General features: G+C 60.3%; 24 protein-coding genes. 21 read left to right on the top strand and 3 right to left on the bottom strand.

The genetic code is table 11. The annotated features are described in order from the left end of the window. The first annotated feature begins 24 nt into the window (after window positions 1-24). The 19 genes from KQ303_RS02220 (at window position 25) to KQ303_RS02135 (ending at window position 15,069) form a co-directional block, all read left to right on the top strand. Window positions 25-912, top strand: a complete 888-nt coding sequence (locus tag KQ303_RS02220) for an integron integrase (RefSeq protein ID WP_259728979.1) — start codon at window positions 25-27, stop codon at window positions 910-912. 245 nt (window positions 913-1,157) lie between these two features. Beyond that, on the top strand, window positions 1,158-1,517 hold the full coding sequence (locus KQ303_RS02215; RefSeq protein ID WP_259728978.1) for a DUF6232 family protein: 360 nt from the start codon (window positions 1,158-1,160) through the stop codon (window positions 1,515-1,517). Between the two features lie 153 nt (window positions 1,518-1,670). Next, on the top strand, window positions 1,671-1,970 hold the full coding sequence (locus KQ303_RS02210; protein ID WP_259728977.1) for a BrnT family toxin: 300 nt from the start codon (window positions 1,671-1,673) through the stop codon (window positions 1,968-1,970). Then, window positions 1,957-2,235, top strand: coding sequence for a BrnA antitoxin family protein (locus KQ303_RS02205; RefSeq protein ID WP_259728976.1), 279 nt, complete (start codon window positions 1,957-1,959; stop codon window positions 2,233-2,235). Before KQ303_RS02210 ends, KQ303_RS02205 begins: the two co-directional genes overlap by 14 nt. A gap of 147 nt (window positions 2,236-2,382) precedes the next feature. After that, window positions 2,383-2,625 carry an AbrB/MazE/SpoVT family DNA-binding domain-containing protein gene (locus KQ303_RS02200; RefSeq protein ID WP_259729081.1) on the top strand — a complete coding sequence of 81 codons (243 nt, stop codon included), beginning with the start codon at window positions 2,383-2,385 and terminating at the stop codon, window positions 2,623-2,625. Continuing rightward, window positions 2,625-2,984, top strand: a complete 360-nt coding sequence (gene mazF / locus KQ303_RS02195; protein ID WP_259728975.1) for an endoribonuclease MazF — start codon at window positions 2,625-2,627, stop codon at window positions 2,982-2,984. Before KQ303_RS02200 ends, mazF begins: the two co-directional genes overlap by 1 nt. A 292-nt stretch (window positions 2,985-3,276) precedes the next feature. After that, window positions 3,277-3,651 (top strand): hypothetical protein, encoded by a 375-nt coding sequence (locus KQ303_RS02190; RefSeq protein ID WP_259728974.1) that lies wholly within the window; start codon window positions 3,277-3,279, stop codon window positions 3,649-3,651. A 1,093-nt stretch (window positions 3,652-4,744) separates the two neighbouring features. After that, window positions 4,745-5,017 (top strand): VanW family protein, encoded by a 273-nt coding sequence (locus KQ303_RS14695; RefSeq protein WP_399232725.1) that lies wholly within the window; start codon window positions 4,745-4,747, stop codon window positions 5,015-5,017. Window positions 5,018-5,580: 563 nt separating this feature from the next. Next, on the top strand, window positions 5,581-6,462 hold the full coding sequence (locus KQ303_RS02185; protein ID WP_259728973.1) for a CPBP family intramembrane glutamic endopeptidase: 882 nt from the start codon (window positions 5,581-5,583) through the stop codon (window positions 6,460-6,462). A gap of 68 nt (window positions 6,463-6,530) precedes the next feature. Next, window positions 6,531-7,481 (top strand): hypothetical protein, encoded by a 951-nt coding sequence (locus tag KQ303_RS02180; protein WP_259728972.1) that lies wholly within the window; start codon window positions 6,531-6,533, stop codon window positions 7,479-7,481. 632 nt (window positions 7,482-8,113) lie between these two features. Next, the gene (locus KQ303_RS02175; RefSeq protein ID WP_259728971.1) at window positions 8,114-8,857 is read left to right on the top strand and encodes a hypothetical protein; all 744 of its coding nucleotides are present in this window, start codon (window positions 8,114-8,116) and stop codon (window positions 8,855-8,857) included. A 430-nt stretch (window positions 8,858-9,287) separates the two neighbouring features. Then, window positions 9,288-9,860 (top strand): CPBP family intramembrane glutamic endopeptidase, encoded by a 573-nt coding sequence (locus KQ303_RS02170; protein ID WP_259728970.1) that lies wholly within the window; start codon window positions 9,288-9,290, stop codon window positions 9,858-9,860. 40 nt (window positions 9,861-9,900) lie between these two features. Next, on the top strand, window positions 9,901-10,644 hold the full coding sequence (locus KQ303_RS02165; RefSeq protein WP_259728969.1) for a hypothetical protein: 744 nt from the start codon (window positions 9,901-9,903) through the stop codon (window positions 10,642-10,644). Window positions 10,645-11,010: 366 nt separating this feature from the next. Then, the gene (locus KQ303_RS02160) at window positions 11,011-11,877 is read left to right on the top strand and encodes an alpha/beta fold hydrolase (protein WP_259728968.1); all 867 of its coding nucleotides are present in this window, start codon (window positions 11,011-11,013) and stop codon (window positions 11,875-11,877) included. A gap of 53 nt (window positions 11,878-11,930) precedes the next feature. Then, a complete protein-coding gene (locus KQ303_RS02155; RefSeq protein ID WP_259728967.1) occupies window positions 11,931-12,794 on the top strand; it encodes a DNA alkylation repair protein in 864 nt (287 codons plus the stop codon). A 49-nt stretch (window positions 12,795-12,843) separates the two neighbouring features. Then, the gene (locus tag KQ303_RS02150) at window positions 12,844-13,131 is read left to right on the top strand and encodes a hypothetical protein (RefSeq protein WP_259728966.1); all 288 of its coding nucleotides are present in this window, start codon (window positions 12,844-12,846) and stop codon (window positions 13,129-13,131) included. 40 nt (window positions 13,132-13,171) lie between these two features. Then, window positions 13,172-14,014: an ABC transporter six-transmembrane domain-containing protein gene (locus KQ303_RS02145; RefSeq protein WP_259728965.1), complete on the top strand. Its 843-nt coding sequence runs from the start codon at window positions 13,172-13,174 to the stop codon at window positions 14,012-14,014. 242 nt (window positions 14,015-14,256) lie between these two features. Then, complete coding sequence (locus KQ303_RS02140; RefSeq protein WP_259728964.1) at window positions 14,257-14,538, top strand: hypothetical protein; 282 nt, start codon at window positions 14,257-14,259, stop codon at window positions 14,536-14,538. A 210-nt stretch (window positions 14,539-14,748) separates the two neighbouring features. After that, window positions 14,749-15,069: an NIPSNAP family protein gene (locus tag KQ303_RS02135; protein ID WP_259728963.1), complete on the top strand. Its 321-nt coding sequence runs from the start codon at window positions 14,749-14,751 to the stop codon at window positions 15,067-15,069. 25 nt (window positions 15,070-15,094) lie between these two features. Here the strand turns inward: KQ303_RS02135 and acnB are convergent, their stop codons facing one another. Then, a complete protein-coding gene (acnB, locus tag KQ303_RS02130; protein WP_259728962.1) occupies window positions 15,095-17,725 on the bottom strand; it encodes a bifunctional aconitate hydratase 2/2-methylisocitrate dehydratase in 2,631 nt (876 codons plus the stop codon). 154 nt (window positions 17,726-17,879) lie between these two features. Here acnB and KQ303_RS02125 point away from each other — a divergent pair, with 154 nt between their 5' ends. Both KQ303_RS02125 and KQ303_RS02120 read left to right on the top strand, forming a co-directional pair. Continuing rightward, entirely contained in the window at window positions 17,880-18,968 is a 1,089-nt protein-coding gene (locus KQ303_RS02125) for a 3-deoxy-7-phosphoheptulonate synthase (protein WP_259728961.1), read from the top strand. A gap of 159 nt (window positions 18,969-19,127) precedes the next feature. After that, window positions 19,128-19,442 carry a hypothetical protein gene (locus tag KQ303_RS02120; protein ID WP_311134101.1) on the top strand — a complete coding sequence of 105 codons (315 nt, stop codon included), beginning with the start codon at window positions 19,128-19,130 and terminating at the stop codon, window positions 19,440-19,442. Here the strand turns inward: KQ303_RS02120 and KQ303_RS02115 are convergent. After that, window positions 19,433-20,140, bottom strand: a complete 708-nt coding sequence (locus KQ303_RS02115; RefSeq protein ID WP_399232641.1) for a diacylglycerol/polyprenol kinase family protein — start codon at window positions 20,138-20,140, stop codon at window positions 19,433-19,435. The genes KQ303_RS02120 and KQ303_RS02115 overlap by 10 nt on opposite strands. A gap of 5 nt (window positions 20,141-20,145) precedes the next feature. Further along, complete coding sequence (locus KQ303_RS02110; protein ID WP_094511236.1) at window positions 20,146-21,123, bottom strand: RpoD/SigA family RNA polymerase sigma factor; 978 nt, start codon at window positions 21,121-21,123, stop codon at window positions 20,146-20,148. Between the last annotated feature and the right edge of the window lie 117 nt (window positions 21,124-21,240).

Below are 21,240 nucleotides of genomic sequence, written 5' to 3'. Positions count from 1 at the left end.
GGGGTGTGCTCCTCAGGCCAGCGAATGACCGCCCCTCGCCCTGCAGGCTTGATCCAGCGCTACCGCGAGGAGCTGCAGGTGCGGGAGATGGGCAGTTCCGAGGTGAATGCCTTCCTCAATCACCTGGCGGTGGACCTGCAGGTGAGTGCCTCAACCCAGAACCAGGCGCTGGCGGCACTGTTGTTTCTCTACAGGGAGCTGCTGAAGCAGGATCTGGACTTGGAGGGGCTGGTGAGGGCTCGCACCAGGCAGCGGCTGCCGGTGGTGCTGACACCCCAGGAGGTAGGCGCGGTGTTGGAGCGGCTTTCTGGCGTGGAGGGGTTGGTGGCCGGGCTGCTTTACGGGAGTGGGCTGCGGCTGATGGAAGCGCTGCGCATCAGGGTGCAGGATCTGGATTTCCAGCGGCGCGAACTCACGGTTCGCAACGGCAAGGGCGGCAAGGATCGCCGCACCCTGCTGCCCAACCGTTTGGGCCAGCAGCTGCAGGACCACCTGGTGGCCGTGCGGCGGGTGCATCGCCAGGATCTCGCCGAGGGCTATGGCCGGGTGCCACTGCCCCATGCTCTGGGGAGGAAGTATCCCAACGCTCCGGTGGAGTGGGGCTGGCAGTGGGTGTTTCCACAACACCACCGATGGTGCGATCTGGCCACGGGTGAACAGGGCAGGCACCATCTCGATCCCAGCCTGATTCAGAAGGCCGTGCGGCGAGCGGTGCTTGCTGCAGGGATCCACAAGCCTGCGTCACCCCACACTTTTCGCCATTCGTTTGCCACCCATCTCCTGGAGCGGGGCCAGGACATCCGCACGATCCAGGAATTGCTGGGGCATAAGGATGTGCAGACAACCATGATCTATACGCATGTGCTGAACCGCGGGCCCTTGGGAGTCAGCAGTCCGGCCGACCTTTTGTAACATATCGAACTGTTTTATACGGGTCCGCCGAAAACCTGGGTCCCTTGGCTGGGAAAGCCTGGGATCATTGGTCTGGCCTGGGTTTGTGTTTCTTTGGCTTCAGTCCCTTCCTCTCTTAGGCTTCACTGGGTAGGCACAGCGAGGCTTTCACTGGGTCCGTCCAATCAGCGTTAGGCGTCAGCTTTTAATGTCGTCTGGCGCATGCTACACAATAGGCATTACTACCTCGGGGAGACTACGAACACATGGCCGAGCACACCTTCTTTGAATCTGGAGACGTCAAGGTGACGAATGCCCGTTTCATCAGCGGTAGCCAGACCTTTGCAATGAGCAATGTCACCTCAGTCAAGGCATTCGAACAGAGACCAAAGCGCTTCTGGGGCATCCTGCTTTTGATCATCGGCTTGGTCATCGCAGTTAGCGATCAAGCCGTCGGCCTTGCTATATCGGCCGGTGCCGTACTCATTCTATATATGCAGAAGACTGTCTATCACGTCATGCTTTCCACGTCCGGCGGAGAGACAAGTGCGCTCAATACCCACCAGCAAGAGTATTTGCATAAGGTTGTTGCGGCCCTAAACGAAGCCATTGTTCATCGCGGCTAACGATGACTGTTCCGCCGTGACGCCTAACCAGCCAATGGAGCGGACGCCTCCGCGCTGCGCGCTCTGGCGCCGCTCATCGGCGCGTTAGGCCCACCTGAAGGCCGCTTGATGAGACGAAGTTGACGGGCAGCTTTTCTGTAGCTACGATAAAGCGTGCAGTTCGATTTCGACCCTGGTAAGGACGCGACCAATCTGAGCAAGCACGGCTTCTCCTTGGCGGCTGCAGCTCAGCTCAGTTGGGATGCGGCGCTTGTCTGGATTGATGACCGGGCAGACTATGGCGAAGTGAGAATGGTCGCGCTGGCGCCGTTGGGGGACACTCTCCTATTCGTGGCCTTTGTTGATCGGGAGTCTGCAAGGAGGATAATTAGTCTACGCAGAGCAAATCGTCGTGAGATCAACCACTATGTCAAAGCCATCGAAGAAGATCAATTTGAAGATGCCGACAGTTGAGGAGGATCAACTGATTACAGCATCAGCTGAATCAGATCCCGACGCCCTTCCTCTTACGGATGAGCAGATGGAAAGGATGGTGCCGATGAGAGTTTTGCGTGGACGGCCAAAACTGGGAAATAAAAAGCTATTGATTTCAATCCGGTATAGTCCAGAGGTCATTGACTACTTCAAATCTTCTGGAGCGGGTTGGCAAGCTCGCATGGATGCTGTTTTGAAGGAATATGTGCAAAGTCATTCTGCTGATGATGCAAAGGGGGCCTAACCAGCCCCTCGAGTGGACACGCTTCCTTAAAGCATCTTGCTCCGGCATTCAATCCTTGCCTGCCACTCAGGGGCAGCGTTAGGGAGATGGGGGCGAAGCAGTTGCAGCCCAAAGCCGGTATACTCAGCGTATAGCCGCTTGATTGCCATGCAGACGCGGGTCCAAAAATGGGGAAACAGTCTCGGGGTGCGGATCCCGCGTGGACTGGCGGAGGAGGTTGGCCTGGTTGCTGGCACTGAAGTAAGCCTGAGCTCCAAGGATGGCCAGCTTGTTGTGAAGCCAGCTCTCCCGACTCGGCTCAGTCTTGATGATCTCTTGGCAGGCGTCTCAGAGAGTAATATTCATTCGTCTGTTGATACGGGACCGGCTGTCGGGGCGGAGATCTTCTAGTGACAGCCGCATACGTCCCTGATCGAGGAGATTTTGTGTGGCTTGAATTCACACCGCAGACAGGTAGTGAGCAGGCTGGAAGGCGACCAGCTTTGGTGATTTCACCGAAGGCCTACAACGGAAAGGTTGGCCTGGCATTGTTCTGTCCTGTGACCTCCCGGGTCAAGGGTTATCCATTTGAGGTGGTCTTGCCAGAGGGTAGTGGGGTGATCGGTGTCGTTCTTGCAGATCAGCTGAAGAGCCTTAACTGGCGTGCCAGGAAGGCGAACCTGATTGAGCGAGCATCGTATGAGCTTCTGGCGATGGTTACGGCAAGGATCTTGCCTCTGCTTGTTCCTGACAATGCTGCCACTCTCTAACACGGCCATGCACCTGACCCGCCACCGCAGATTCACTGTGCCCTGTGAGTTTTTCTCCTATGGCTCTCTGCGGGCAGGTGATGGCCAGCGTTATGCGAACATGATTGCATCTTCCGAGCGATTTCATTAAACTTGAAAGTGACGCCGCTTTGTTTTGAGCTCATGGCTTGCCAAGCTCGATGCGCTAGATACGCTTGGCGAGATCGAGACATGTAAGCTATCCAAACGGAATGGACTTAGACTAATGCGCAAAAGCAGAATCTTCCTAATCGGCACATACTGTGCTGGTTTCTTGTTTGTACCTGTAAACATTTCAGCTCAAACTGACTTTGGTGTATTTTGGAAAAGATTTAAAAATGCAGTTCTCATTAATGATCAGGCAGCAGTTGCAGGCTTAACAAGGTTTCCGCTTAAGATGCCATTTGGAGTTAGAAGCGTAACAACAAAGTCCGAACTCCTGAAGGGCTACGACAGTATTGTGAATATGGAAGCCAACGCCAAGAGATGTTTTAATGCAACGCAACCGCGCCACGAGGGAGATGGTTATGCTATTTACTGTACCTTCAAGCAGCTGCCTGAATCAAGTGAGAATCGCCCAATAAGATATTTCTTTGGACAGTCTGAAACGGGCTGGAGATTTGAAGGTTTGGATAATATCAACGAGTAAAGGTGAGTTGCAGGCTAAAGCTGGCAATGCAAAGTCCCATCTCGCAGGCCAAGATATGCGTTTAGCGCAAGCAGAACTGGCGTAGTTCTGATTAACAGTCCACGGGCTATTGAGTTATTTGCAGCAGCTTCAATGCCACCGCTATGCTTAAGAGCAACGATCTGTTAAGCCGGGGACACAGCTAATAACTCCTTCATCAATCCCCGCACCACCCCCCACCCACTATTCTATGGGTGGCACGATTTGGCTATGAACATCATCATAGCTGCTTGCATGCCAAGAATTACATCTATCTTCATCAGGCTCAGCATAGCAATAGCTTCCTGCGCGTGGACAAGCCCCACCCTTGCGCAACGTGCTGATGTTCATGAGGTAGATAAAACTGGAAACATTTGCTCAAGTAGAGTTCAGGGCAATAGAGGATTCTACCAACAGTTGTACTGGCTTGTTGTTGATAGCGATCCAGCCGGCCTCAATTGTAGGCTCTCGCATACAAGCCAGCCTGATGCCGTGCTTCAATACGGTGATGTAATTCGCGCCGAACATTATGAGCCAAGCGATGATGCTATTTCCATCCATAATGGTCAAACATGGCTTCGCGTAATCTCACAATACACATGGAGGGTAAGGGATCTGGCTTCAAGAGCAAATAGTCAGGCCGTTCAGTGCATCGTCAGGGCAAACTCTACCTTTGTTGCTCCAATCAACTTTGATGACCTAAGCGAAGTAAAGTGGTAACGAAACTTCCAGGAAACAGCTAGTCGTACAGGTAGCCATACTCCATACCAAACTTCGCGCCATATTGAGGCCTTTCTTTGGACCTGCTTATAGAAGGCTCTTCAGGGAGATGCAGTGGCTTTCAGTCAGAGGTGAGCTTGCATACCAGCGAACAAGTGCACCGTTACCTTTTGTAGTAGCTACACACGAGACCCCTCTGATCCGACCTCTACTTCGTCTTGATGAGCAGCTGCAACACAACAAGATAGTTAATCTCAGAATCGCTTCAGGCTTTCTCGATGGGATTATCCTAGCCCCGGGTAAGCGCCTTTCTTTTTGGAAGTTGGTTGGCAAGCCAACCTAAGGTAGAGGCTTTCTGGATGGCCTGGTTCTTAAGCAAGGCCAGCTAACTTCAGGAGTAGGAGGTGGTCTTTCTCAGATGACCAATCTAATCTACTGGATGACGTTGCATACTCCACTCACAGTTGCAGAACGCTGGAGGCATAGTATTGATGTTTTTCCAGATGCTAATCGTACCCAGCTATTCGGAAGTGGAGCAACTTGTTCGTGGCCGATTCTTGATCTTCAAATCGTGAACCACACAACCAGCCTTTTAGGCTATCTTTATTCGTTGCCGAAGGCGTGCTGAAGGGATCTTGGTCATCAAGTCATCCTAGCAGGTTTAACTATCTAATCGAGGAGCGCGCTCACATTGTTACTCATGATGGCCCGGGAACATATACACGTCGCAATGAGCTATGGCGTATCGAAACTGATGTGATAAACGGCGAGGTATCTGAATGTCTTATGGTGAACAATGAGTCCAGGCTCATGTCTGAGCCTTTTCTTCCGGCAGAATCGAACAAGTCAGCTGCAGAAGGATGATCTTTCAATCGCTTTCATCATAGGAGGTCACTTGGTGGGATTGGCTTGTCCTGCCGGTGATAAGCAGCCACCGGCTAGACTTTGTGAATCGATTGATTAGAGTTGTGGCCAGATAGACGGTCTTCAGAGGCGCTTACTGTCCAATGCCGCATAACATCATCATTCACCCGACCCGTCGGAGAGATCTACACTCTTGCGGTAGATCCCTCAGACGGGTCATGATGAGCGTAAGGTGCCCCTCAAACCGCCAGCTTTCCTAAACGGAGATGATCAATGGATTCACAAGTCGATTCGAGAGTCAATACACGAGCCGATTCGAGAATCCGCTTGTTACTGCGCATCCTGCGCAACCCGTTTATCAGCCTGCTGGCGCTCAACAACCTCTTGCTATATGTGCATTGGTCAGGCAACGCTTACATATTGACGTTCCCATCAGGCCTGGGAGTGCCCCTTTTCCTCCCATCAGGCTTGTTCACGGGCGCGTTTATCATCGCCAACCTGCTGCTCGTGTATTGGAGCTACGCGCATTTCGTGGAACGCCGAGCGGTCAGCGAACTATCCCTGCCCCCCATGGGTCGCGAACTCGGCATTGGCCTGCTGCTCGGCTTAGGCCTGTTCACGACCTGCGTTTTGATTGCCATGGCCCTCGGCCTTTACCGCATCGAGGGTATCGATCGTTGGCAGAACTTAGTGGCAGGGGTGACAGGGGGGACGTTCACAACACCCTTCGGCGAGGAGCTGCTGTTCCGCGGCGTGTGGTTTCGCATTCTTGAGGGCGTGTTCGGCGGCTGGGTGGCGTTGGTTCTCTCCTCCCTGTGGTTCGGCTTCGTGCACGCTGGGAACGCAGGTGAAACTTTTGCAGGTGTCGCGTCTATCGCCGTCGTGTACGGTCCGATGCTGGCTGTGCCCTTTATGGTTACCGGCCGCCTGTGGATAGGCATTGGCCTCCACCTCGCCTGGAACTACTCCATGGGCAAGATTTTCTCCGGTGCCGTATCCGGCAATACAACCTCTCCGGGACTACTCAAGACCAGCTTCCAAGGCCCGGAAATGCTCACCGGCGGCAGCGCTGGTATGGAGGGATCGCTGATCGCCATGCTGGTGACTACTGCGTTCACCGTGGTCATGCTGATTCTGGCGGTACGGCGCGGCACAATCGTGCCACCGTCATGGAAACGCAAGATCACTCGCATGGACTTGGACACCTAGCATCAAGATGCAGCAGTCGGGTCCAAAGATCCCTGATTAGTCCAACAAACTACTGCCAGCCGCTGATCATGAGCGTTCGTCGGATCGAAATTGGAACCGAGCTTGTGACCGCAACTTTTATCAGACCATCGCCGAATCACTGGAAGCCTGGCGACTTCGACCTGTCAAAGGTCAGCCTTGACGAATCGCTGCTACACATCACGAAGACAATTTGCCTGCTTGAGTCGCGCTGTGACGATTACGCAGAATACTTGCAGGCACTTCTTCGTGATCGCAGTTACGCCTGGACATCAGCAATCAGTCGATGGAACTTTGAAGAATGTCAGCACGGCGTAACGCTGCGTGTCGTTTGCGAGGCGGGAGATCACGACTTTGACTTCGATTCTTGCATGTCGAAGTATAAGTCCTTGGTGACCTACCACGCGCCCACAGGAGAGTCGGTGCGTGGTTCAGTAGCCGCTGAAATGGTGTCTCGGTGTGTGGTCGAGGCACTCGCAAGCACGCTTTACCGTGTTCTCGCGGATTCAACACTCGATCGCAATGCAAGTGCTGTCTACTCTGCACTCGGGCAGGACGAAGCAAGGCACTATGGAATGTTCCTGAAAATGCTGAACGCTGAGGCAATAATGAATAACGGAATTGGTATTCTTGCAAGGTGCCGGTTCGCATTACAGCGGGTGTTCGAGCTTGAAGATGCGCAAATCATGCTTGCATCCTGTGTCGTTGCAGGCCGCGCGAATAACACGATCTTCGGGCGAAGGGAGGCGAACTGGTATCTTTCTCGTGTGTATCGCTTCTATCGTTGGAAACATCTTCGGTATGCGGTACGGATGTTGCTGCTGACAGTTGATGTGCGTGCCACACCTTTCCGCATTTCGATCGTTACAATGGTAATGTGGTCAGCGATCAAGATTCGGTTGCTGATAGCGAATCTCGCTTCCTTTGTCGCACCGCTGCGAGAACCGAAGAAGCCGACGACCAAAGTCGTGAACCGGAGCGGCGAAGTCGGGCGGATTTGAAATGGACAGGCTTTCCTCGCCGCCCGGTTACGGCAGCGTTCGGCAAGCCAATGAGATCACCTCAACGGAAGTGATTAGGTAACCCACAGTTGTCTTTATCCTCAGACCCAAGAGTCGAACCGAAAGCCAAGCACTGAGCGGCAGAGGGGAGGCAAGGAGCAAGAGCTGCATCCTGGGGCTGATGGACCGCTGGTGCCTCAGCTGCGACCTCGATGAGGGCCAGGTCGAGGATGCGATCGGTGCCGGTCTGCTGCTCCATCAGACAAGTCTGGTCCAGGCGGATGGTGGTATCCCGTTGGCGTTGACCACCAGGTCAGTCGTTCCAGCGCGCAGGTGGTCCCATTCCTGCCGCACCCTGGCCTCCGCCGACAACTGCGCCTGTCTGCAGGGTCCGTACGCCAGCCACCGACGTGCGGCAGGTGTTCGACGGGCGTCGCTACCTGGAGCAGGGAACCGACGCTGCGGGATGAGGTCACTCGATCCGTGACGGTGATGGCCTGGATGCCGGCTGCGGATGCTGTCCGGCGGATCTCAGCGTTCAGTCACAAGGCTCGATTGAGGCGGCAGACCGCCAATACGCTCAGGATGTTCCAGTCGAATCGCACTGGGACATACCTCCATCTACTATCTCGATGAAGACTCGCCTCCAACGCACCGGTGCCCTGCTGGGTCCTGGCCTCCTGCTGTTCACGGCGTCCGCCCCGTTCCACCAGGTCGCGTCCGCCGAAACGCTGGTGCGAGCCGCGGGCCGCTGCAAGCTGGAGAGAGCGGGCAATGAGCTCTTCAACGGTCACTGCAGCTTCAAGCACAAGGCGGCTGGTGGCACCGATGCCTTTGTGGTGAAGCTCGATGACGGCACCGACTTCAACTTCTCTGGCCCCAACCCTCAGGCCCTGCAACTGCAGACCTACGCCGGGATCGTGAACGTGCGCCACAACGCCAAGCCCGACCACGATGTGTTCCTGTGGAACACAGATGGGGGAGATCATCGCCTCTCGGTGAAGCTCGACAGCGTGCAGAATCCTGACGTGGATTTCGAGGACAGGCCCCAGAAGGCCACCAGCGCAACTCTGGTCGGTGTCGCGCTGGGAGGGTTGATCGGCGCTCTGATTGCCGGATCGGACAAGGGCGGCAGCAGCGAACCCGCCCGCGTGGGAGCCCCGGTGAGCGCACTGCAGCCGCTGGTGGGGGTAAAGGGCGCCAGTGCCGAGAGCGAGATGACCAGGAAGGGGTACACCTACCGCGGTGGCGACCAGATCGGCGACAGTGCCTTCACCTACTGGGAGCAGCCCCGCACCAACAGCTGCGTGGCTGTGCGTACCACCAACGGACGTTATCAGTCGATCACCTATACCGAACCCAGCAAGTGCAGGTGATCGCCTGAACGCTCAGGCCATTGATCGCTCTGGCCGCCGGCCCTCCGGACGGCGGCCTTGGGTTTGACCTGTGACATCCAGAATGACATAGACCGCCTTCAATCCAGCCACGGAATCAATGGGAGACTCTGGAACGGCCAGTACGACCGCGAGGTGATTCCCCTGCCAGTGCAGTGCTAGGCGCGCTTATCCGATTCGCTGTCTTCCGCCTGCTGAGCGGAACGCCCCGAGCCGCAAGCCAACTGCATGGATCGGAGTTCAATTATATCTGGGCTATCTGGCAATCTTCTTTGTCACATGGATCATCAATGGGGTCGACTACAATCGGATTGGCGAGAATGCGCTAACCACGAAGCTGTGGTATGCGTTTCCAACTCTTTTTGGATCCGCATTCCTTGTGGTTGCCATCACTGCCCTGGGATGGTGGCGCATGGTTCTGTTCGAACAAACGAAATCCGGCCCTCAGTGGGTTTGGATATTGCCTATCGCGATGGCGGGGGTCATTGTGATGAACTTCCTGGGTGTAGTGCCGAAGCAGCCCACCTTTGAGCTTCTTGGTTGGTCAATGCTCGGAGCCGTGGGGGTTGGATTCGGCGAGGAAATGATCACTCGGGGAAGTCTGATCGTGGGCCTTCGAAGTCGTGTTAGCGAGGGCAAGGTATGGCTGATCAGTTCCCTCTTGTTTTCCGCCCTTCATCTTCCTAACGTCCTCTTCGGATTCCCGCTATGGGCCATGCCTGTACAGGTGCTGTTGACATTCATCATGGGCAGTGGCTTCTACGCCATTCGACGCATGTCCGGCACCCTGATTCTATCGATGATTCTCCATGGACTTTGGGACAGTGCCTTGTTCCTTAACGTCGCTGTTGGCGCAGAACCCTCCCCTATTCAATACTCCGTCTACCCCATCGCGATCATCTGCGTCATCGCAGTCCTTCTTCGGGGGCGGAATGCGCAAGCCCAGCAAGTCAGGCCATCGGCGATCAACAACATTCCGGAGTGAAAGCGAAGTAGGTTTATTAATGCTCACCCCGAAGCATCCGATGCGTTTTCCACTCGCCTCACTGGGCGCTGGCCTCCTGGCCATAAGCCTCCCCGCTGGGGGCGCCCTGGCCCAGGTGGCGATCGAGAGTCAAAGGGTCACGTTTCGAGCCGGCGCCGATTCCGCCTTGCTCAAGGGCCAGCTCAAGGGCGACCAGACCGTCGACTACAAACTGCGGGCCGGCGCCGGTCAGACCCTGACGGTGGAGCTCAAGGGGTCCAATCCGCAGAACTACTTCAATGTGATGGCGGCCGGGACCGACACCGCCTTGTTTATCGGCAGCAGCTCCGGCAACCGCTTCCGTGGCCTCCTGCCCAGCGATGGCGACGTGAGGGTGAGGGTGTACCTGATGCGGCCGGCGGCGCGCCGCAACGAAACGAGCACCTACAGCCTGAAGGTTGGCATCGGCGGTGCCCCTCTCGCCCCTGTGCCCGCTTCCCGCGATGCCCTGATCCCCGGCACTCCTTACCACGCTTCGGCGGAGGTTCCCTGTGTGTCCGGGAGCAGCGGCAAGGCCACCAGGTGTAAGGCCTTCGTGATGCGCAGGGCCAACAACAGTGCCACGGTGGTGGTGACGAACCCCGAGGGGCAGAAGCGTCAGTTCCTGTTCGTGAAGGGAAAGGCGGTTGCTTCGGATCAACCTGAGCGGCTCTCGGTGCAGCGGCGCGGGGATAGCTCGGTGCTCAGTCTCGGCGAGAACTTTGAACGCTATGAGATCGTCGATGCCCTGGTGGTGGGGGGCTGAGCCCTCTGCCGCCTCGATGCCATCGGTGACCGGGGCGACGGTTCGTGCCATTCCCTGCAACTTCATCAGGGGGCAGCTGGTCTGGCTGCCTTGGTGGCCCTGAAGAGCCTGCTCCAACCCGGTACCTGGGTGACGCTATCGACACGCCGCTACGGAGCCGATCACCCTTGGGGGAATGCTGCCGGCACCAACCAGAGCCGGCGCTGAACTGTTGAATCTGGGCATAGGAATGAAGCATGCCGCTCATGAAGACGTGAACAATCTCGAAGCCCGGTGATCGTGAGCGTTGGTTTGAGGTGTTAACTCCCACTAAACTGGAGAGGGTCAAAAGAGGAAGAGGCGTTGGCACGTGAAGGAGTTGCCCGAGTGGGGAGCCGAACGCTGGCTTATCTTGAAACGGGTGACGATGGCGGACCACTTGTTATCCATCATCACGGTGGGCCATCCAGCCGCTTGGAGGCCTTGCTCTTCGATTCCTATGCAAGTGCCCATGGGCTGAGGTTTGTCTGTGTTGACCGGCCTGGTATCGGTGGGTCCGATCTTCAGCCAGGGCGCACCTTCGAGTCATGGGCGAATGATCTCCAGGCATTGGCTGATTCCTTGGGTGCACAGCAGTTCGCGGTGACCGGCTGGTCTGAAGGAGGGCCGTGGGCTCTTGCCGCCGCAGCCTATCTGGACCCTGGTCGCCTTGCCCATGTCACATGCATTGCTGGTGCCAGCTACGGAACGTTTGGAGATAACTGGGCTGTGAAGTACCAAAGCAGCGTGGATGCGCTTGGCGGGCGCCTCGCGTTGCACTTCCAGCCTGGCTTCAGGCTCATGTATGAACTGCTTGGATTGAGTGCTACCCACTTTGAAGCCAACTATCTGCAGGCTCTGAAGAAGTCGATGGGTGTCTCTGATCAGGAGGTCCTGGCAGATGAGCAGGTCTGTCAATCCTTTCTGGAGGCATCACGGGAATGCTTTCGGCAGGGCGTTGAGGGGCTTGTTGCTGACGCCATGATGCTCTACGAGGCTTGGCCGTTTGACATGACCAAAGTCACGCGTCCGGTCTACTTCTGGCAGGGAACTGATGACAAACTGGTGCCTGAACCCATCAATCGGATGGTGGCGGACAAGACCCCTGGTGCCATCTGGTGTTCCATCAGCGGAGGAGGCCACTTCATTGCTATCAGCCATGCGAACGAGATTCTTGCTCAGGTGGCCAGCGATCTTGCCAAGGCGCCAACCTGACACCACACAGCCGATGGCCCATCTGGATGGGCCTTGGCATTGATCGGGCCTTGATGACGCCTCGCGTACCCACGATCCCTGCAGCGCCCCGATCCATTCAGAAGGGCACGCCTCTGAAGCACCTGCTGGGCCAGGAGGCCATTGAGTGTCTGGCGAACAACCTGCAGATTGTTGATGCAGACTTTCCGGTTGGCCGATTCTGCGAATCCGCACGGGCAGGCATTGAGCCGTTGGCCATCATGCAGCGAGGATTGCATATCGCCAGGGCGCTTCGTGAAGTCCTGCCTGAGAACTATGAGGAGGCTGTTCAAGTCCTCATGGCTTCTTTGACGCCGGCGAAGTCAGAAGCAGAAGAGATGGGGCTGGCAGGCTTTTTCTATCTTCCACACAGCTGTTTTATTTCTGAGTATGGGCAGGATGGCCATCACAGCAGCGGCAACGACCCTTTTGAGACGTCGATGCTGGCTTTGCATGCCCTCACCATGCGGTTCACCTCGGAGTTCGCCATCCGCACGTTTCTGATCCAGCAGCAGGCGCGCACTCTGGAGAAGGTTGATCAGTGGATCACCGACCCTAATCCGCATGTAAGGCGCCTCTGCAGCGAGGGGACACGGCCACGACTCCCTTGGGGGAAACGCATTCCTTCGTTTGTGGCCGATCCGAGGCCAACGCTTCCCATCCTTGAATCTCTGAAGAACGATTCATCGCTTTACGTCCGCCGCAGCGTTGCCAACCACCTGGGGGACATCGCCAAAGACCATCCAGAACTCGTCTTTACCACCTGTGAGCGTTGGTTGTGGGATGGTGCCTCCGCTGAGCTGCAGTGGCTGATCCGGCATGCGGTTCGTTATCCCGCCAAGCAGGGAGATACACGTGCGCTGAAGATACGTGCAGCAGCCAAGGGCAGCGCATTGTAAGGCGCTCCACCATGGCCTGACCCATCATCCCAGCCATGCCATCCGAGCGATGACGTTCTTCTCCTTCCTTATTCCTCTGGTGGTGCACTACGTGCTGGTCGCGTTGCCCCTGGGCTTGGGGCTGCTGGCCTTTGCGCGGACACGCCCTGGCCGCAGGCGCCAGCGGTGGATCGTGGTGGCTGGCCTGTTGGCGGTTTTGGGTGGCGCGCTGGTGCTGCTCCAGGCCAAGGCGGCTTTGATGGGCGCGCCAGACGATGGCACCTGGTTCGTGGTGGTGACGGGACTGCTGCCGATCGCCTTAGGGGGCATCAGCCTGCTGCGCTGGTCGCGGCTCTGAGCCTCCCAAGCAGCCAGGCTGGTGACATCAGGGCCAGGTGATGCCGCAGACGCTCCTTTCCACCCTCTCCCGCAGTGAACGGCTGTCGATCGCCGGCACCTACACCCTGACGCTGCTGGAGAACCTCTGCATGCTCGCCTATCCGGCCATCACCGGCTGGGCGGTGGACGGGCTGCTGAAGGGCAGCTACCGGGGACTATCGGCGCTGATCGCCGTGTGGCTGGTGCACCTGGTGACGGCCTTCGTGCGGCAGCGCTTCGATACCCGGGTCTTCATGGGCCTCTACGCCCGCCTTGCCGTGCTCACCGTCGCTGAGCAGAAGCACCTGGGCCACGGCACGAGCATCGTGTCGGCGCGAGTCGAGATGATGCGCGACATGGTCGGCTTCTTCGAGGCCGACGTGCCGGCCATGTTCTCCCAGGTGGTGACCGTGGTCGGCTCGTTGGTGATGCTGTTCACCTACGACCTCCAGGCGGGATTCATCGCGATGGCGGTGCTGCTGCCGATGGGGCTCGTCAACGCCTGGTACTGGCGGCGCGCCCTGCGCTTGCACCGCGGCCTCAACGACCAGATCGAGCGCGAGATCGCGGACATCGAGGCGGCGCGCCCGCTGCGCCTGCGTCGCCACTTCGGCCGGGTGCGGCGCTGGCATGTGCAGCTCTCCGACAGCGAGTCGTGGACCTGGACCGTGACGGAACTCGCCACGATCGTGGCGCTGGTGGTGCTGCTGATCGACTTCACCCGATCGCAGGTGTTCAGTGCCGGCGCCATCTATGCCGTGCTCGCCTATGTGTTCGATTATCTCGAGGGCCTCGACAGCGCTCCGTTGATCGTGAACAACATCGCCCGGCTCCAGGACATACGGGCGCGACTGGCACGCTGAGCAACAATTGCTCCCGGCATGGGCTGAAGTGATGAGGATGGGATGGCACCCCCTTTCGTGCGCTGCTGACAGGACGTGGAGCGTGTCTGTTCAGCAAGTTGTTCGGTTGTCCGCTGTCATCGGTGTCGATGCTGCGTCATTTCATCTTTGCGGCTCAGACTGTGTGATGGTTGCGTGGTATTCATGCCATGCCAGCACCGGCTTTTGCAAGAATCAGTCATGAGTATCCCGGAGCAGGTTGCATGGCGAAAACTCTCAAAGCGTTCGGCTGGTTCTTTCTTGCGATCGATACGGTTGGATTGGCCTTCATGGTGCAATGGGCGCTGATGGCAAGTTCTCGAGATGGCGAGATAGCCTATGCCGTTGTCTTTCTGCTCTTCGCATTGGCGTTGGTTGGCGTGGGGGGTACGGCGTTGGCGTGCAGTGCAAAACGTGGGTCAGTGTTAGGGCTTTGGCTTTCGACACTCTTTTTGGGCATTCCTCCCCTCATCGTTGCTGCTATACGCATCAGCAATTCCATCTAGCGCCTCATGGATAAGGGAGGCGTTGATCATTCGGATCCGCTACAAGCGTGTGACCTCTCGTGCTTGAACTGATCGGTTGATTCTCCGTGCACCTACACCTGGCCACTCACGCTCCAGTCTTGAAGGGATCCAATCCTTTCGGTAAACGTTTCAACGGCCTGCGTTCTTCCTGCGGCTTAAGCTCAGCGGACCATCTCGACATTGGCCGCAATGACAGTCCTCGCTCGCTTCATTTACGAAGTGAAGCCGGGCCGCACCGGCGACTTTCTCGAGAAGCTGGCGCAGGCCGGTTCGCCCCGGTTCACCAGCCCTGTGATGCCGCGGGCGTTCAAGCTGTTCCGCTGCTCCGTGCCAGGGCCTGACACGGAGCGCCTGATCCTTCACATCGAATACGACGACATGGCCGCCTACGGCGCCCGAGCCGCCTACGAAGCCAGCAACCCGGAATGGCGGGCGCTGTTCGAGGCCACGCCCGATTCCCCCGAGCGCCTGCTTTCGGTGGAGCTGCTCACAGAGTTTCTGCCGCTCTGAGAGCAGGCCCCGAGCCTGCCAGCGCTCAGACCCCCGCCAGCACCTTCTCCTCCTCCTCCACGCTCACCACGCGGCCGGCGTCGCTGAAGCCGTCGATCTGGTCGAAGTTGAGGTAGCGGTAGAGCTGGTCGGAGAGGGGATCGATCTTGGCCGCCGCGATCTCCAGGTATTCGGCTGGCGTGGGAATGCGGCCCAGCAGCGCGCACACGGCCGCCAGTTCGGCGCTGCCCAGATACACCTGGGCGCCGTTGCCGAGGCGGTTGTTGAAGTTGCGCGTGCTGGTGGAGAACACCGTGGTGTTGTCTTCCACCCGCGCCTGGTTGCCCATGCACAGCGAGCAGCCCGGCAACTCCATGCGGGCGCCGGCGGTTTCGAACTTGGCGGTGTAACCCTCGGCGCGCAGCACCTCATCGTCCATGCGGGTGGGGGGGCACACCCACAGCCGGGCGGCGCTGGTGCCGGCCCCATCCAGCACCGTGGCGGCGGCGCGGTAGTGGCCGATGTTGGTCATGCAGGAGCCGATGAACACCTCATCGATCCGGTCGCCCGCCACCTCGCTCAGCAGCTTGACGTTGTCGGGATCGTTCGGGCAGGCCAGCACCGGTTCGGTGAGTTCATCGAGGTTGATCTCGATCACTTCGGTGTATTCGGCGTCGGCATCGGCGCTCAGCAGCTGCGGATCCGCCAGCCACGCCTCCATCGCCTGGATGCGGCGGGCCATGGTGCGGGCATCGCTGTAGCCCCTGGCGATCATGTTCTTGAGCAGCGCCACATTGCTGCGCAGGTATTCCGCCACCGTCTCTTCCGAGAGCTTGATCGTGCAGCCGGCACAGGAGCGTTCGGCAGAGGCGTCCGTTAACTCAAACGCCTGCTCGAGCTTGAGATCCGGCAACCCTTCGATTTCGAGGATGCGGCCGGAGAACACGTTCTTCTTGCCCGCTTTCGCCACCGTGAGCAGGCCCTTCTGGATCGCCACCCACGGGATCACGTTCACCACATCGCGCAGGGTCACGCCCGGCTGCAGCGAACCGCTGAACCGCACCAGCACCGATTCGGGCATGTCGAGCGGCATGGCGCCGATCGCGGCGGCGAAGGCCACCAGGCCCGAGCCGGCCGGAAAGGAGATGCCGAGCGGGAAGCGGGTGTGGCTGTCACCGCCGGTGCCCACCGTGTCTGGAAGCAGCATGCGGTTGAGCCAGCTGTGGATGATGCCGTCGCCGGGGCGCAGCGCCACCCCGCCGCGGGAGCTGATGAAATCGGGCAGTTCGGCGTGGGTCTTGAGATCCACCGGCTTCGGGTAGGCGGCGGTGTGGCAGAAGCTCTGCAGCACCAGGTCGGAGGAGAAGCCCAGGCAGGCCAGTTCCTTCATCTCGTCGCGGGTCATCGGCCCGGTGGTGTCCTGCGAGCCCACGGTGGTCATCAGCGGTTCGCAGCTGGTGCCGGGCCGCACTCCGGCCAGGCCGCAGGCCCGGCCCACCATCTTCTGGGCCAGGGTGAAGCCCTTGCCGGTGTCGGTGGGTGCCACCGGACGGATGAACAGGTCGGAAGCGGGCAGGCCCAGGCGGGCGCGCACTTTGTCGGTCAGGGAGCGGCCGATCAGCAGCGGGATGCGGCCGCCGGCGCGCACCTCATCGGTGATCGTGCTGGGCTTGAGCTCGAAGCGGGCCACGATCTCGCCGGCGCCGGCTTCACCCGCCGCGCGCTCGATCGTGCCTTCGTAGGGGCGGATTGTGATCACATCGCCGGTGTTCAGCGCCGCCACATCGCATTCGATCGGCAGGGCGCCGGAATCCTCGGCCGTGTTGAAGAAGATCGGCGCGATCTTGCCGCCCAGGATCACACCGCCGGAGCGCTTGTTGGGCACATGGGGAATGTCGGTGCCGGTGTTCCACAGCACCGAGTTGATCGCCGATTTGCGCGAGCTGCCGGTGCCCACCACATCGCCCACATAGGCCACCGGATGGCCTTTTGCCTTGAGGGCAGTGATCTGCTCGAGGCCGCCGGGTTGGCGCGTCTCCAGCATCGCCTGGGCATGCAGGGGAATGTCGGGGCGGGTGGTGGCGTGGGTGGCCGGCGAGAGGTCGTCGGTGTTGGTTTCCCCCTCCACCTTGAACACCGTCACGGTGATCGCCTCCGCCAGCGGCGCCTTCTTGGTGAACCAGGCGGCCTCGGCCCAGCTCTCCACCACCTGCTTGGCCCACGGGTTGGTCTCCGCCAGCTCCAGCACGTCGTTGAAGGCGTCGTAGACGAGCAGGGTGCCGCTCAGCCCCGTGGCGGCCTCGGCGGCGATCGCCGCATCGGCGTGGCTCAGCAGCGTGATCAGCGCCCCCACGTTGTAGCCGCCGATCATCGTGGCCAGCAGCCGGGTGGCCGCGATCGGATCCACCAGCGGACTGGTGGCCAGCCCCTGGGCCACGGCGCTCAGCCAGCCCGCCTTGACGTAGGCCGCCTCATCCACCCCCGGTGGGATCCGTTCGCTCAGCAGATCCAGCAGGAACGCCTCCTCGCCGGCGGGCGGCTGCTCCAGCAACTCGGTGAGGGCCTGGGCCTGAGGCGCCGAGAGCGGCAGCGGCGGCACGCCGAGGGCCTCACGCTCCGCAGCGGCAGAGCGGTAGGTGGCCAGCAGATCGGCGGCGGCGATGGGGGACGAAGCCATAGGAGAAGGGGTCATCCCTTGAACGTACGGGAGGCTTCCATTCTTTGCGGCCGCCGGACCGCCAACGGTGGCATCGGCTGCAGAACGGTGGCGGTAAGGGGGCGTGACAGCCGGCTTCTAGGGTGGGTCTTCGAGCGCCCCTCCGCCTGCCGCCATGATCCCCACCTCCGACCTCCATGTGGTGGAGACCCGGCCGCTGGTGGCGCCGGCGGTGCTGCACCGGGAGCTGCCCCTCGGCGAAGCGGCGGCGGCTGTGGTGGCCGGCGCCCGCGAGCGCATCAAGGCAATCCTGCACGGCCGTGATTCGCGCCTGCTGGTGATCGTGGGGCCCTGCTCCGTTCACGACGTGACAGCCGCCCAGGAGTACGCCGCTGCCATCGCCCGGGTGCGGGCCGAGCACCTCGATCAGCTGGAGATCGTGATGCGGGTGTATTTCGAGAAGCCGCGCACCACCGTGGGCTGGAAGGGGCTGATCAACGATCCCCATCTCGACAGCAGCTACGACATCAACACCGGCCTGCGCCTGGCGCGCGGCCTGCTGCTCCATCTGGCAGAGCTCGGCCTGCCTGCCGCCACCGAGCTGCTCGATCCGGTGGTGCCCCAGTACATCGCCGATCTGATCAGCTGGACGGCGATCGGCGCCCGCACCACCGAAAGCCAGACGCACCGCGAGATGGCTTCGGGTCTGTCGATGCCGATCGGCTTCAAGAACGGCACCGACGGCAGCGTCATGACGGCGATCAACGCCATGGAGGCGGCCGCCCGCCCGCACCATTTCCTCGGCATCAGCCGCCAGGGCCATGCGGCGATCGTGTCCACCACCGGCAACCCCGATGGCCACCTGGTGCTGCGCGGCGGCAAGGGCGGCACCAACTACCACCCGGAAGCGGTGGCAGCGGCGGCGGCCTCGCTGGCCAAGGCCGGCTTGCCGGCGCGGCTGATGGTGGACTGCAGCCACGGCAACTCCAACAAGGACTACCGCCTGCAGGGCCAGGTGCTGACTCAGGTGGGTGAGCAGCTGCGCCAGGCCTCCTGCCCGGTGATGGGCGTGATGATCGAAAGCCACCTGGTGGCGGGCAATCAGAAGATCCCGGCGGATCTCTCCCAGCTCACCTACGGCCAGAGCATCACCGATGCCTGCATTGACCTGGACACCACCCGCGAGGTGCTCGCCGGCCTGGCCGAAGCGGTGAAGGAGGCTCAGCGCCAGGCGCCCACCGGCGAGGTGCTGGCAGCGGTCTGACCGCCTGATGGTGTAGCTGGCACTCTCTAATCGTGAGTGCCAGATTGATGCTCTGCAACGAACTGTTCAGCTGGAACAGTCGCTGGAGTGAATCTCCCTAATTTGCCTTCACCACGTTGCAGGGAAGGCGGTATGTCTTATCTATTGCAATTCTGCGGATTGTCAGAGCCGCTGCAGATGTTCTATCTGGAGCAGACATCTTCCGCCGCCGACCACAGCGGCCCCGTCTTCGCAGGCTTTCGCCCCTTTCAGCTCGACGACCTGCTCGGTTGGGCTCTGGCCTCCTCGCAGCAGCGGGGCTGGGACCCTGAAGGCATTCAGCGCACCGTGCTGAATGTGTGGATGGAGCGCGCCGAGGTGATCCGTCAGTGGCAGCTGCGGCTGCGGGAAGAGCCCAGCGACCGGCTGATCGTGGCGGGCCTGGGCACCCGCGACGACTGGCGCCACCGCTGCGAGCGCATGCTTCAGGCCTGAGCGCCGAGCAAACTCCAGAGCAGGCCCACCGCCACCGGCACGGCCAGGTTGTCGATGCCCAGCAGGGCGAACTGCTCCAGCAGCATCGCCGCCGCCGCGATCGCCACCAGCGCCGGTAGCGATGGGCCCAGCCCGCCGCCTGCCTGCAGGGCCAGCCGCAGGGCCGCCATCACCGCCAGGCTCACCAGCCCCATCGCGCTGGTGCCCAGCAGTGATTTGCGCTGGCCGGCGATCGTCCAGCTCGGCGACGCGATCGACGCCCCCAGCAGGCCCGCCAACCCATCGCCGCAGGCCATCACCAGCACCCCGGCCGCCACCGCATCACTGCGCTGCGGCCAGAACAGGGCCAGCAAGGTGGTGATGGCGGCGCCGTAGGCCACGGTGCCGTAGCTGGCGCGGCCCACGTCCTCCACCGCCGGCAAGAGGCGGAAGCGGTGGTTGAGCGCCGCCGCCACGGTGACCGCCGCCGCCGCCGGCAGGGCGATCCAGCGCTCGATTCCCAGCCCCCAGGCGATCAGCACCACCGGGCCGGTGCCGATGTGCAGCACCTTGCGGCTCCACTCCGCCCGCTGCGGCCAGCGCGCCCGGGTCTGCAACGCCAGCAGCACCACCAGCGCCAGCCACAACAGAACGGCGGCAACCCCGAGGGCCTGCCGCCATTCCTCGCCCAGCCCCTCCCACCAGAGCGGCAGCGCCAAGGGCCTCAGGCGGCCTGCTGGAAGTTGCTCATCAGCCGCAGCTTCATGATCGCCTTGGCCTCCAGCTGGCGCACCCGTTCGCGCGACACATTGATCGCGCGGCCGATCTCGGCGAGCGTGAGCGGCTCGGAGCCCTCCAGGCCGAAACGCAGCTTGAGGATCTTCTGCTCCCGCTCATTGAGCTGGGAGAGCCAGGCGCCCAGGTGCTCCTTCTGCAGGCTGCGGTCCATGTGGTCCATGGGCTCGTGGCTGGCCGGATCGGCGATCAGCTCACCCAGGGTGCTGCGGTCTTCCTCGCCGCGGGCGTGGGCGTCGAGGGAGGCACAGGGAGCGCTCTGGGCGATCAGCTCCTCCAGCTCGCGGGGCTCCATGCCCATGGCATGGGCCAGCTCCAGCCGGTTGGGCTGGCGGCCGAAGCGGTGCGACAGCTCGCGGGTGATGCGCCGCATCTTCGAGAGCTTCTCGGAGATGTGGATCGGCAGCCGGATCGTGCGGGCGCTGTTGTCGATCGCCCGGGTCATGCCCTGGCGGATCCACCAATAGGCGTAGGTGGAGAACTTGTAGCCCATGGCCGGATCGAACTTGTCGACGGCGCGCTCCAGCCCGATCGCCCCTTCCTGCACCAGATCGAGCAGCTCGAGGCCCTGGTTCTGGTACTTCTTGGCGACGCTCACCACCAGCCGCAGGTTGGCGGCCATCATGCGGTCGCGGGCACGGGTGCCCATGCGGATCTGGTGCCGCTGCCGCACGGTGAGACTCTCTGGAGGCAATTCGAGCAGGCGTTTCATCCCCTGCACGTGATGCGCCAGTTCAATCTCTTCAGCCGCCGTAAGAAGTGGTACACGGCCGATGTTGCTGAGATACCAGCCGATCGAATCGACGCTCAAACGCCCACTGGACCGCTGTTGACCCACCCGCGGCGGTGGCTTGATGCCGCCGCCCGCAGCCGAAGCTGCAGATGTGGATCGCGGAGGTGTCCCCATCACCCCGGCCTCCTGCTAGTTGTGGCCGGAACATAGCAGAGGCATACCGATAAAAGGGTAATGAATCGGTTACTTTCGCCACAAATAAGTCGTCACATCTTTGTTTCTCAATTATTC

This window comes from Synechococcus sp. CS-1333, from assembly GCF_025128015.1.
GTDB lineage: Bacteria > Cyanobacteriota > Cyanobacteriia > PCC-6307 > Cyanobiaceae > MW101C3.
This window is presented reverse-complemented; position numbering and strand designations above follow the sequence as displayed.

Excerpts from the sequence above, each read along its gene's own strand:
- KQ303_RS02175 (WP_259728971.1), top strand. The coding sequence starts at position 8,114 with ATGAAGACTCGCCTCCAACGCACCGGTGCCCTGCTGGGTCCTGGCCTC.
- KQ303_RS02200 (WP_259729081.1), top strand. The coding sequence starts at position 2,383 with ATGCAGACGCGGGTCCAAAAATGGGGAAACAGTCTCGGGGTGCGGATC.
- KQ303_RS02165 (WP_259728969.1), top strand. The coding sequence starts at position 9,901 with ATGCGTTTTCCACTCGCCTCACTGGGCGCTGGCCTCCTGGCCATAAGC.
- KQ303_RS02170 (WP_259728970.1), top strand. The coding sequence starts at position 9,288 with ATGGTTCTGTTCGAACAAACGAAATCCGGCCCTCAGTGGGTTTGGATA.
- KQ303_RS02220 (WP_259728979.1), top strand. The coding sequence starts at position 25 with ATGACCGCCCCTCGCCCTGCAGGCTTGATCCAGCGCTACCGCGAGGAG.
- KQ303_RS02150 (WP_259728966.1), top strand. The coding sequence starts at position 12,844 with ATGACGTTCTTCTCCTTCCTTATTCCTCTGGTGGTGCACTACGTGCTG.
- KQ303_RS02215 (WP_259728978.1), top strand. The coding sequence starts at position 1,158 with ATGGCCGAGCACACCTTCTTTGAATCTGGAGACGTCAAGGTGACGAAT.
- KQ303_RS02145 (WP_259728965.1), top strand. The coding sequence starts at position 13,172 with ATGCCGCAGACGCTCCTTTCCACCCTCTCCCGCAGTGAACGGCTGTCG.
- KQ303_RS02140 (WP_259728964.1), top strand. The coding sequence starts at position 14,257 with ATGGCGAAAACTCTCAAAGCGTTCGGCTGGTTCTTTCTTGCGATCGAT.
- KQ303_RS02110 (WP_094511236.1), bottom strand. The coding sequence starts at position 21,123 with ATGGGGACACCTCCGCGATCCACATCTGCAGCTTCGGCTGCGGGCGGC.
- KQ303_RS02135 (WP_259728963.1), top strand. The coding sequence starts at position 14,749 with ATGACAGTCCTCGCTCGCTTCATTTACGAAGTGAAGCCGGGCCGCACC.
- acnB (WP_259728962.1), bottom strand. The coding sequence starts at position 17,725 with ATGGCTTCGTCCCCCATCGCCGCCGCCGATCTGCTGGCCACCTACCGC.
- KQ303_RS02125 (WP_259728961.1), top strand. The coding sequence starts at position 17,880 with ATGATCCCCACCTCCGACCTCCATGTGGTGGAGACCCGGCCGCTGGTG.
- KQ303_RS02205 (WP_259728976.1), top strand. The coding sequence starts at position 1,957 with ATGCCGACAGTTGAGGAGGATCAACTGATTACAGCATCAGCTGAATCA.
- KQ303_RS02155 (WP_259728967.1), top strand. The coding sequence starts at position 11,931 with ATGACGCCTCGCGTACCCACGATCCCTGCAGCGCCCCGATCCATTCAG.
- KQ303_RS02180 (WP_259728972.1), top strand. The coding sequence starts at position 6,531 with ATGAGCGTTCGTCGGATCGAAATTGGAACCGAGCTTGTGACCGCAACT.